The following is a 10,994-nucleotide window of genomic DNA, read 5'->3' on the forward strand; positions in this document are numbered from 1 at the left end:
CGCGGGCGCGGCGCCCCGGCTGAGCATCCGCATCGATCTCGGGCCGGGGCACCGCCTCGGCCCCGGCAAGGTGCGGCTCCTGGAGATGATCGCCGAGCACGGTTCCATCGCGGGCGCCGGCCGCGCGCTGGGCATGTCGTACCGCCGGGCCTGGCTGCTGGTCGAGGCGATGAACACCGGCTTCGGCCGCCCCGTGGTCGAGGCGCAGACCGGTGGCCGGGCCGGCGGGGGCGCGCGCCTCTCGGCCTTCGGCGCCGACGTGGTGCGGCGCTACCGGGCCGTCGAGGCGGCCGCGGAGGCTGCGGCCGCGCCGTTCCTGATCTGCCTGGGACAGGCCGGGGACGCGTAACCGGGCCGGGCACGGGCGCGAACCCGGATGCGATGTCACAGGCCCTCGTGGGCTGACGTCCCATCATCCCGCCCCACGTCCAGCCGGTCGCGACAATCCCGGCATCAGGAAGAGAACACCCATGGCAAAAATCACGACGCTCGCCCTCATGAGCCTGCTGGCCGTCACCACCGGTGCGCAGGCGGCGCCGAAGGTCGAGCGCCTGCGCGGGACCGTCGAGGCGGTCGCGGGCGGCGGCTTCACGCTGAAGACACGGGACGGCGCGTCGGAGACCGTGGCGCTCGCCCCCGACGCCAAGGTTTCCTGGGTGGTCCCGTCGAGTCTCGACGCGATCAGGGACGGGGTCTTCATCGGCACGGCCACGAAGGGCGAGCCGCCGGTGGCCCTGGAGGTGGTGCTGTTCCCCGAGGCGATGCGCGGCACCGGCGAGGGACACTACGACTGGGACATGATCCCCGACCACACCGCGGGCGGGGCGCCGGTGCGGAGCGCCATGACCAACGGAACCGTGAAGGCGGACGTGCGCTCGACCGCTCCCGACGCGCCCCGCGTGAAGAGCGCGATGACCAACGGGACCGTCAAGGCGAGCCGCGGCGGGGCGGAGCGGACCCTCACGGTCGATTACGGTCAGGGCCAGTCGCTGCAGATCTTGGTGCCGCCGCAGGCGCCGGTCGTCAGCTTCGAGCCCGCCAGCGCCGCGGCCGTGGCGCCCGGCGCCAAGGTCTTCGTGATCGCCGCGCGCGGGGACGACGGCCGCATCACGGCGCGGCGCGTCGCCGTCGGAAAGGACGGGCTGACGCCGCCCATGTAAGGCGCCCGTCCGGCGCCGGCGAATCGGCTGGGACGGCGTGAGCCGCCCGGTCCCGGGTCGGGGCCGGGCGAAAGGCTGCCCGTCGGCGCGGCAGCTCAGCCGCTCAGGACAGCATTCGTGCACATTCGGCGGACCGTTGCCGACTAAAGCGCCCCGAGAATGTTGCCAGGCCGCAACATCGCGCTGGAACTGCCAAGGCAGCCGCGAATCCTCGTTGCTCGCGGAAACCCGTTCGCACATGGTGATCGTGCACGGGGGCATCGCCAAGCGAGAGCCCGCAGGAGCCTGCCACCTAAGACGCAGGCCAAACCTACAGAACGTGCGGCTAGACCCGGATAACCGGGCAGGTCCGCATCATTGGGTCTCGAAGCTTTGGAGATGTCTATGAAGCTCTTGAAGAGCTCATTGCTCGGGTCTGCTGCTGCGTTCGCGGCGGTAGGCGCAGCCCACGCCGCCGACCTCCCGGTCAAGAAGGCGGTCCCGATCGAGTACGTCCGCGTCTGCGGCGCCTACGGCGCCGGCTTCTTCTACATCCCCGGCACCGACACCTGCCTGCGTCTCTCCGGCCGCGCCCGGTTCGAGGGCGGCTACATGACCAGCTACTCGCGTCAGGGTAGCAACGGCGACACGTCGGGCTACCAGGGCCGGATGCGCATCAACCTCGATGCCCGCACCCAGACCGCCTACGGCACCCTGCGCGCCTTCGTTCGCCTCGATGCCGGCTCCCGCACCGGCTACTCCGGCGTCGGCACCTCCGGCACCCAGCAGCGCATCGGCCAGGCCTTCCCGGGCCTCGGCATCGACCAGTTCGGCCGCGCCCAGCAGTTCGTCAACGTCGACAAGGCCTTCATCCAGTTCGCCGGCATGACCGCCGGTCGCGCCTCGTCGTTCTTCGACTTCTACGCCCACGACTTCGAGTTCGCCGGCGCCACGCTCGGCTCCGACATCGCCTCGACCAACCTGCTCGCCTACACGGCCACGCTCGGCAACGGCCTGTCCGCCACGATCTCGGCCGAAGACCCGGTCTTCCGCCGCAGCCCGATCTTCTCGCAGACCAACAACCCGGGCGGCGTGACGAACAACTCCAACATCGTCAATTTCGCTCAGACGAACGCTCCGGCCGAGGTGTTCATCGGCTACACCGGCGGCGTGCCGACCCGGTACAGCTTCGTCGACGTGATCCAGCGCTCGCGCATGCCCGACGTCGTCGGCGCCCTGCGCCTCGACCAGGCCTGGGGCTCGGCGCAGCTCTCGGCCGCCGTCCACGAGCTGAACGTCGGCAACGTGGCCAACGGCGCCGGCACCGGCACCGGCTCGAACATCAGCATCCCCCACACCAGCAACTCGTACGGCTGGGCGGTGCAGGGCGGCCTGAAGATCAACACGCCGTTCATCGCGCCGGGCGACGCCCTCTACCTGCAGGGCGCCTACGGCTCCGGCGCCCAGATGTACACCGGCTACTGCGCCTTCAGCGGCTGCTACTCGCAGAACCCGGCCACCATCCAGGGCCAGAAGTTCGCGCAGTACATCAACGACGCCACGCTCAACCCGTTCACGGGCCAGATGGAGCAGTCGACGAGCTTCACCGCGACGGCCTCGTACCTCCACTACTGGTCGCCGGAGTGGCGCTCGGCCTTCTTCGGGTCGTACGGTGAGATGAGCTACGGCAGCGGCGCTCGTCTGGCCCAGGGCGCGGCCTTCGCGCTGGCCAACAACACCGGTGCCAACTCCTTCGGCGTGAACGCCGTCGGCGTGCCGGGCACCCGGTTCTACCAGCTCAGCGAGGCGCTGCGCGACACCTACCAGTTCGTGGCGGGCGGCAGCATCATCTGGTCGCCGGTCAAGGACCTCGATATCGGCGTCGAGGGCTTCTACACCCAGATCGGCGTCAAGAACGGCCGCGTGATCGACCGCGACAAGAGCCCGACGGCCTACGCGAACGTCGCCGGCATCAACAACGGCACCTTCGTGCCGCGGACCACGACGGCGGACAGCGTCTCCACCTTCCGCTTCCGCGTCCAGCGCGACTTCTAAGCCACTCCACCGGCGCCGGGGCCTCGGCCTCCGCGCCGGTCCCCGTGCTTCAGGAACCTCAAGGCTCGGCTTCGGCCGGGCCTTTTTCGTTGTGCCGGGCCGCCCTGGATCCGTAACGCCTCCGGCCGCCAGCGCGCGGTCGGCCACGCGACCCGGTGCGTTCCGCGCCGCGATCCCGCCCGCTCCCGGCCGGTCCGTTGACCGACCCATGATAGGGGCCGGCGATGCGCCGCCCCGCGCGCAGGGCGCCGCCGGTGCGCGCCATCGTTCGTTCGGACCCGCTTTCCGGGCGCGCGCCGCGTCCATCGAGCCGGGCAAACGCCGCCGCGCCGTGCGACACGTGCCGTCCCGCAAATGAGCCGAGCCTCCGGCCGACGCGTCGGGCGGGCAGGACCCGCGCGTCGAATCGCTCGCCGGCGACCGCGTGCCGTTCGCGGGGCACCCAGGCGGTTCTGACTGCATCCGCCACGCCTGTCCGGTCAGAGACGGCCCGCACGACAGCTCCGAGTTGACTTCCGGGCCATCGCTTCTCGATTGGTGCTGGTCGTTCGAACGAGCCGGTTTTATCAATATTTAATCCGTTCGGCTAACCTGATAATATATAGATATACTGAGTAATTATCTCCGATTTTGCATTATTGGATAACATTTTGTTGCGTGCGCGCAACGTTCATCTGCAAGATTGAAGATAAATCCGAATCTTTGTTGCGCGCGGTGGGGCCGCTGCACATCGTCGCCGGGCAAATGGGCCTCAAAACCGCCGTGGCGAGCGAGAACATGCCGATGATCTGCGAATAAATCGTGGATTATATTTGGTGTGTCCGGTCTTGCTCATCCGTTTGCGAGAATTGAGCTTCAAATTCCGGAGACATCGATGACATTACTGAGATCATCGCTGCTGGCGACTGCCGCCGCGTTCGCGACAATGGGCGCTGCGCACGCCGCCGACCTGCCGGTCAAGAATGCTGTCCCGGTCGAGTACGTCCGCGTCTGCGGCGGGTACGGCGCCGGCTTCTTCTACATCCCCGGCACCGACACCTGCCTGCGCATCTCGGGCCGCGCCCGGTACGAGGGCGGGTACATGACGGCGTCGACGCGGCAGGCCGGCATCAACGCCGGCGACAGCGCGGGCTATCAGGCGCGTCTGCGCATCAACCTCGATGCCCGCACCCAGACCGCTTACGGCACCCTGCGCGCCTTCGTGCGCCTCGATGCGGGGTCCCGCACCGGCTACGCACGCTCGGGGACGCAGGCGCGCATCGGGCAGGCCTACGACGCCACCGGCGTCGACCAGGCCGGGCATGCGCAGCAGTTCATGAATGTCGACAAGGCGTTCATCCAGTTCGCCGGCCTGACCGCTGGTCGCGCGGCGTCGTTCTTCGACTTCTACGCCCACGACTTCGAGATCTACGGCGCGACCGCGGGCTCGGACGTCTCCTCCACCAACCTCCTCGCCTACACGGTGACGGCCGGCGCCGGACTGTCGGCCACGCTGTCGGTCGAGGACCCGGTCTTCCGGCGCAGCCCGATCTACGCGCCGGCCGGCACTGCGTCGCCGGTCAGCCCGGTCTTCGTCGGCTACTTCAGAGGCGCACCGATCGGGGTCAGCGGCGTCGACAGCATCCAGCGCGAGCGGCTGCCCGATGTCGTCGGCGTCCTGCGCGTCGATCAGGGCTGGGGCTCGGCGCAGCTCTCCGCCGCGGTTCACGAGCTGAACGTCGGCAACATCGCGGCGACGCCCGCGGCGGGCGCCAATGTCAGCGTCGCGCACACCAGGAGCGTCGAGGGCTGGGCGGTGCAGGGCGGCCTGAAGATCAACGCACCCTTCGTCGCGCCGGGGGACGCCCTCTATCTCCAGAGCGCCTATGCCGACGGCGCGCAGATGTATACGGGATACTGCGCCTTCACCGGCTGCTACACGCAGCTCAACAACGGCTTCCAAGGCCAGAAGATCTACCAGAGCTTCTCGGACGCGACGGTCAACCCCTTCACCGGACGGCTGCAGACGTCGCAATCCTTCTCGGCGGTCGCGTCGTTCCTGCATTACTGGACGCCGGAATGGCGCTCGGCGGTCTTCGGCGCCTACGGAGAGCAGGACTTCTCCCGCAACGCGCGCCTCGCACAGGGCGCGCTCTACAACGTCCTGAGCTTCAACGGCGCCGCCAATCTCGGCTCCAACGCGGTCGGCGCGCCCGGAACCCGCTTCTACCAGTTGAGCCAAGCGCTGCGCGACACCTATCAGTTCGTCGCGGGCGGCAGCATCATCTGGTCGCCCGTGCGCGACCTCGATATCGGCGTCGAGGCCTTCTACACCCAGATCGGCGTGAAGCACGGCCGCGCGATCGACTCCGACAAGAGTCCCACCGCCTACGCCAACGTCGCCGGCATCAACAGCGGCACGTTCGTCCCGCGCACCGTGACGCAGGACTCGGTCTCGCAGGTCCGCTTCCGCGTCCAGCGCGACTTCTGATCGACGATCCCGGCGGCGGGGCCTCGGTCCCGTCGCCTGTCCCCGTCCGATGCCGTCATGGCCCGGTCGGCCGCTTGGCCAATTCTGTGAGCTGTGATCACGACGGAGACGGGATCTTAATCCCGGCCGACGGGACAGGTCGCGTCCTTTGTTCCCTGGATCGCGTTGCCGCCCTTCATCCGCGCTGATACGCCGGATGTCACTTTATCGCCGCCGATCGTGCGCGTTCCGATGGATCGCGGCCCGGCGCGCGGTCGCGAGGGCGCGGCGAAGCGGCCCGCGAGCGGTCAGAGATCCGGGGGGACGCCATGACCAGCACCGTTTCACCGAGCCCGATCCCGTCGCCGGCGGAGGGCCGGGCCGAGGACGGGCGCGCGGCCCGGTTCTGGCCGGACGTCTGGTGGCGGCTGATCGACTTCAAGATCGGCATCATACCGCTCCCGATCTTCGTCGTGCTGGCGATCCTCCTCACCGTCCTGGTCCAGGAGGGCGAGATCAAGCCCGACGGGCCGACCATGATCGCCGTGCTGGTGATGGGCGGCTTCACCTGCGCGGAGATCGGCAAGCGGATCCCGATCCTGAAGAACATCGGCGCCGGGGCCATCTTCGCGACCTTCATCCCCTCGGCGCTGGTCTACTACGCCCTGGTGCCGCCGCAGATGGTCAAGGCGATCACCGATTTCACCAAGTTCACCAACTTCCTCTACATCTACATCGCCACGATCATCGTCGGCTCGATCCTCGGGATGGACCGCGAGGTCCTGATCAAGGGCTTCCTCAAGATCTTCGCGCCGCTCGCCCTCGGCTCGGTGGCGGCGGCCCTGGTCGGCACGCTGGTCGGCACGCTCCTCGGCCTCGGCCCCTACAAGACCTTCTTCTTCATCGTCGTGCCGATCATGGCGGGCGGCGTCGGCGAGGGGGCGATCCCGCTCTCCATCGGCTACGCGGCGATCCTGGGGATGCAGCAGGGCGTGGTCTTCGCCCAGGTGCTGCCGCCGGTGATGCTGGGCTCCCTGACCGCGATCATCCTGTCGGGCACGCTCAACTCCGTCGGCAAGCGCTACCCGCACCTCACCGGCGAGGGCCGCCTCCAGCCCGACTCGGACGGCATCAAGTCGAGCGACGCCCAGGCCAAGGCCGAGGCGGCGAAGGGCCAGATCGACCCCGCCACGATCGGTGCGGCCGGGCTCACGGCGATCACCCTCTACCTGCTCGGCGTCATGGCCCACCACCTCGTCGGCCTGCCGGCGCCGGTGGCGATGCTGTTCCTCGCGGTCCTGGCGAAGCTCGCCAGCGCGGTGTCGCCCCATCTCCAGGCCGGCGGCTTCGTGGTCTACAAGTTCGTCCAGGTCTCGATGACCTACCCGCTGCTCTTCGCCATCGGCGTCGCGCTGACGCCCTGGCACGAGCTGATGGCGGCCTTCACTCTGGTGAACCTGATCACGATCGTGTCGACCGTCGTGACGCTGATGACGGTCGGCTTCTTCGTCGGCCGCTGGCTCGGCATGTACCCGATCGAGACCGCCATCGTGAACGCCTGCCACAGCGGCCAGGGCGGCACCGGCGACGTGGCGATCCTCACGGCGGCGAACCGCATGGCCCTGATGCCCTTCGCGCAGATCGCCACCCGCATCGGCGGCGCGCTGACGGTGACCGGCACGATCGTCGCCATGAAGTGGATCGGTGCCTGACGGGCACCCGGAAAGGACGTCGTCATGGCCGGTGATCCCGGGGCCGTCGGGGCCACGCTCAAGTCGCGGATCGGCGCGATCCTCCGCTCGACGAGCGGCAACTTCCTGGAGATGTTCGACTTCTTCCTGTTCGGGTTCTACGCCACCTACATCGCGCGGGCGTTCTTCCCCTCGGGCAACGAGACCACCGAGCTGCTCCTGACCTTCGGCACCTTCTGGCTCGGGGCGCTGATGCGGCCGCTCGGGGCGATCGTGCTCGGCGCCTATATCGACCGGATCGGCCGCCGGAAGGGCCTGATCATCACCCTCGCCATCATGGCGAGCGGCACGGTGCTCATCGCCTTCTGCCCGAGCTACGACACGATCGGGGTTGCGGCCCCGCTGATCGTGCTGGCCGGGCGCCTGCTGCAGGGCTTCTCGGCGGGCGTCGAGATCGGCGGCGTCTCGATCTACCTGTTCGAGATCGCCACGCCGGGCCGGCGCGGCTTCTACACGTCGTTCCAGTCGGCGAGTCAGCAGGTGGCGATCATGTTCGCCGCCCTGATCGGCTACGGGCTGAACGCGTTCCTGACCAAGCAGCAGCTCGGCGATTTCGGCTGGCGCATCCCGTTCTTCATCGGCTGCCTGATCGTGCCGTTCATCTTCTTCATCAGGCGGTCGCTCCAGGAGACGCAGGAATTCGCCAAGCGGACCCGCCACCCGACCACCCGCGAGATCCTGACCACGGTGGCCGCCAACTGGCGGATCGTGCTGCTCGGCATGATGCTGACCACGATGACGACGGTGACGTTCTACATGATCACCGTCTACACCCCGACTTTCGGCAAGAACGTCCTCAAGCTCACCGAGACCGACAGCCTGATCGTGACGCTGTTCGTGGCGATCACCAACTTCGTCTGGCTGCCCGTGGGCGGAGCCCTGTCGGACGCCATCGGCCGCAAGCCGGTGCTGCTGACGATCTCGACCCTGTCGCTGCTGACGACCTACCCGGCGCTGCACTGGCTCGTGGCCGACCCGACCTTCGGCAAGATGCTCGCCGTCGAGCTGTGGTTCTCGTTCTTCTTCGGCGTCTACAACGGCGCGATGGTGGTCTCGCTCTCGGAAGTCGTGCCGGCCCATGTCCGCGCCAGCGGCTTCTCGCTGGCCTACAGCCTCGCCACCGCGCTGTTCGGCACGGCGACGCCCATGGTCTCGACCTTCCTGATCGAGAAGACCGGCGACCGGGCGGCGCCGAGCTACTGGCTGATGGCGGCGGCCGCCTGCGGCATCGTCGCGACGCTCGCCCTGTTCCGCGGCCGGCCCGGTCTGGAGCGCGTGCCGGCTCACGCCTGAGGGTCGGGGGCTCTCAGCTCTCCTGCCAGATCCGGATCCGCGCCTTGAAGGCGGCGCGGATATGGGCCCGGGCCGCGGCCTCGGCGGCATTCCCGTCGTGGGCCCGGATCGCCGCCACGATCGCCGCGTGTTCGGCGAGCGATTCCGCGGCGCGGTCGGGTGCCGCCAGCGTGGTGGCGCCCGGGAGCAGCACCAGGGACAGGCGCATCGTCTCCAGCGTGCCCTGCAGGAAGCGGTTGCGCGCCGCCCCGTGGATCTGGCGGTGGAACAGCCGGTTGGTCCGTGCCAGCGCGGGCGCGTCGCCGAGCAGCGTCCGGTCCCGGGCGACCATCTCCTCCAGGATCTCGGTCTCGACCGTGCTGGCGTGGATCGCCGCGAGGCGCGCGGCCGTCCCCTCCAGCACTTCGCGCAGGTCGTAGAGCTCGCTCACCTGCCCGTAGTCGAGCTGCGCCACGCTGGCGCCCCGGTGCGGCTCGTGGGCGACGAGTCCCTGCGCCTCCAGCCGGCCGAGCGCCTCGCGGACTGGCGTGCGGCTGATCTGGAACCGTTCGGCGAGCTCCGCCTCGCGCAGACGGCTGCCGGGCGCGAGCTCGCCCTCCTCGATCGCCCGCAGCAGCCGCTCGTAGGCGCCGGCGCCGCTGGAGCGCTCCGCTTCGCTGGCCTTCATGTCCGGCTCTCCTCGGCTCGGCCATAGCGCGAAAGCGTGACGCCTGAAACGCTTGCGAAGAATTGCATGCAAACGTATACAATGCTTCGAGAGCAGCTGTTGGAGAGGAGGCAGGCATGCAGCGTCCGGACGATGCGCCGTGGGATGTGGTGGTGGTCGGCTCTGGCAACGCCGCCATGAGCGCCGGTCTCGCCGCCCTGGAGCGCGGCGCCTCGGTGCTGATGATCGAGAAGGCCGAGCGGGACCTCGCCGGTGGCAACACCGCCTACACGGCCGGGGCCATGCGCTTCGTCTACGCGGGCAACGACGACCTGATTCCGCTGCTGGTCGATCCCGAGGACCCGCGCCTGCCGCGGACCGATTTCGGTACCTACACGGCACAGAAATTCGAGGCGGACCTGCTCGGCTTCAACGACGGGCGGCCGCTCTCGCGCGAGCAGCGCATCCTGATCGACGAGAGCGGCGCGGCCCTGCGCTGGCTGGCGACGCAGGGGGTGAAGTTCGAGCCGATCTACTCCCGTCAGGCGTTCGAGAAGGACGGGCGCTTCGTGTTCTGGGGTGGCCTGACGCTCGCCACCCACGACGAGGGGTTCGGCCTCGCCCGGGCCGAGCTGGAGGCCTTCACCCGGGCCGGCGGCGAGATCCGCTACGGCTGCCCGGCCCGGGGCCTGATCGTGGAGGACGGGCGCGTCGTCGGCGTGGAGACGCCGCAGGGTCCGGTCCGGGCGACGTCCGTGGTGCTGGCCTGCGGCGGCTTCGAGTCGAACGCCGCCCTCCGGACACGCTTCATCGGCGAGGGCTGGGACAAGGCCCGGGTACGCGGCACGCCCCACAACCAGGGCGACGGGCTACAGATGGCGCTCGACCTCGGCGCGAAGGCCCACGGCTTTTACGGTGGCTGCCACGCCACGCCGATGGACCTGCACACCCCCGATTACGGCAACCTCGAGCTGCCGCACGGCGAGCGCAAGCACTACCGGAAGATCTGCTACTTCCTGGGCCTCATGCTGAACGCGGACGGCGAGCGGTTCGTCGACGAGGGCAAGAATTTCCGCAACTACACCTACGCCCAGTTCGGCCGCTCGATCATGGAGCAGCCCGGGCACGTGGCGTGGCAGATCTTCGACGCCAAGGTCGATCACCTGCTCTACAGCGAGTACCGGTTCCACGACGCGCACTTCGTCGAGGCCGACACCCTGGACGGGCTCCTCGACAAGCTCGAGGGCATCGACCGCGCGGCGGCGCGGCGGACCATCGCGGCGTTCAACGCCGCCGTGGACGAGAGCGTGCCCTTCGACCCGACCGTGAAGGACGGGCGCGGCACGAAGGGGCTCGCCCTGCCGAAGTCGAACTGGGCGCAGAGGATCGAGACCGGGCCGTTCAAGGCCTACCCGGTCACGGGCGGCATCACCTTCACCTACGGCGGCGTCGAGGTCGGCGACGACGGCGGCGTGAAGCGCGCGGACGGCGGCGCGATTCCCGGCCTCTACGCCTGCGGCGAGATGGTCGGTGGCGTGTTCTTCAACGGCTATCCCGGCGGCTCGGGGCTGACCTCCGGCGTCGTGTTCGGCCGCCGCGCCGGCTACGGCGCCGCCGCGAGGGCGAAGGGCTGAGGTCAGCGGCGGAGCGCGACCGAACTC

Annotated in this window: 9 protein-coding genes; 8 read left to right on the forward strand and 1 reads right to left on the reverse strand. The window is 69.2% G+C overall.

The features are described from left to right. Positions 1 to 25 precede the first annotated feature (25 nt). The 7 genes from BM314_RS18045 (at position 26) to BM314_RS18070 (ending at position 8,687) form a co-directional block, all read left to right on the forward strand. Entirely contained in the window at positions 26 to 349 is a 324-nt protein-coding gene (locus tag BM314_RS18045; protein ID WP_210186914.1) for a winged helix-turn-helix domain-containing protein, read from the forward strand. Positions 350 to 470: 121 nt separating this feature from the next. Continuing rightward, positions 471 to 1,160 (forward strand): metal ABC transporter permease, encoded by a 690-nt coding sequence (locus BM314_RS18050; protein WP_091979340.1) that lies wholly within the window; start codon positions 471 to 473, stop codon positions 1,158 to 1,160. A 384-nt stretch (positions 1,161 to 1,544) separates the two neighbouring features. Continuing rightward, complete coding sequence (locus BM314_RS18055) at positions 1,545 to 3,194, forward strand: porin (protein WP_091979341.1); 1,650 nt, start codon at positions 1,545 to 1,547, stop codon at positions 3,192 to 3,194. A gap of 657 nt (positions 3,195 to 3,851) precedes the next feature. After that, positions 3,852 to 3,992, forward strand: a complete 141-nt coding sequence (locus BM314_RS30655; RefSeq protein ID WP_170868137.1) for a hypothetical protein — start codon at positions 3,852 to 3,854, stop codon at positions 3,990 to 3,992. A gap of 76 nt (positions 3,993 to 4,068) precedes the next feature. Then, on the forward strand, positions 4,069 to 5,664 hold the full coding sequence (locus tag BM314_RS18060; RefSeq protein ID WP_091979343.1) for a porin: 1,596 nt from the start codon (positions 4,069 to 4,071) through the stop codon (positions 5,662 to 5,664). Positions 5,665 to 5,972: 308 nt separating this feature from the next. Then, positions 5,973 to 7,355 carry a 2-hydroxycarboxylate transporter family protein gene (locus BM314_RS18065; protein WP_056531483.1) on the forward strand — a complete coding sequence of 461 codons (1,383 nt, stop codon included), beginning with the start codon at positions 5,973 to 5,975 and terminating at the stop codon, positions 7,353 to 7,355. 24 nt (positions 7,356 to 7,379) lie between these two features. After that, positions 7,380 to 8,687, forward strand: a complete 1,308-nt coding sequence (locus BM314_RS18070) for an MFS transporter (RefSeq protein ID WP_091979345.1) — start codon at positions 7,380 to 7,382, stop codon at positions 8,685 to 8,687. A 13-nt stretch (positions 8,688 to 8,700) separates the two neighbouring features. Here BM314_RS18070 and BM314_RS18075 read toward each other — a convergent pair whose 3' ends face one another. Further along, positions 8,701 to 9,354 (reverse strand): GntR family transcriptional regulator, encoded by a 654-nt coding sequence (locus BM314_RS18075; RefSeq protein WP_091979347.1) that lies wholly within the window; start codon positions 9,352 to 9,354, stop codon positions 8,701 to 8,703. Between the two features lie 116 nt (positions 9,355 to 9,470). On the opposite strand from BM314_RS18075, the gene tcuA reads away from it, so the two are divergent. Further along, complete coding sequence (tcuA, locus tag BM314_RS18080) at positions 9,471 to 10,967, forward strand: FAD-dependent tricarballylate dehydrogenase TcuA (RefSeq protein ID WP_091979349.1); 1,497 nt, start codon at positions 9,471 to 9,473, stop codon at positions 10,965 to 10,967. Positions 10,968 to 10,994 lie beyond the last annotated feature (27 nt).

This window comes from Methylobacterium sp. 13MFTsu3.1M2, assembly GCF_900112625.1.
In the GTDB taxonomy this organism is placed as follows: Bacteria; Pseudomonadota; Alphaproteobacteria; order Rhizobiales; family Beijerinckiaceae; genus Methylobacterium.

What these genes read in the sequence shown, in the direction of transcription:
- BM314_RS18055 (WP_091979341.1), top strand. Translation starts at nt 1,545, where the DNA reads ATGAAGCTCTTGAAGAGCTCATTGCTCGGGTCTGCTGCTGCGTTCGCG.
- BM314_RS18065 (WP_056531483.1), top strand. Translation starts at nt 5,973, where the DNA reads ATGACCAGCACCGTTTCACCGAGCCCGATCCCGTCGCCGGCGGAGGGC.
- BM314_RS18070 (WP_091979345.1), top strand. Translation starts at nt 7,380, where the DNA reads ATGGCCGGTGATCCCGGGGCCGTCGGGGCCACGCTCAAGTCGCGGATC.
- tcuA (WP_091979349.1), top strand. Translation starts at nt 9,471, where the DNA reads ATGCAGCGTCCGGACGATGCGCCGTGGGATGTGGTGGTGGTCGGCTCT.
- BM314_RS18050 (WP_091979340.1), top strand. Translation starts at nt 471, where the DNA reads ATGGCAAAAATCACGACGCTCGCCCTCATGAGCCTGCTGGCCGTCACC.
- BM314_RS18060 (WP_091979343.1), top strand. Translation starts at nt 4,069, where the DNA reads ATGACATTACTGAGATCATCGCTGCTGGCGACTGCCGCCGCGTTCGCG.
- BM314_RS18075 (WP_091979347.1), bottom strand. Translation starts at nt 9,354, where the DNA reads ATGAAGGCCAGCGAAGCGGAGCGCTCCAGCGGCGCCGGCGCCTACGAG.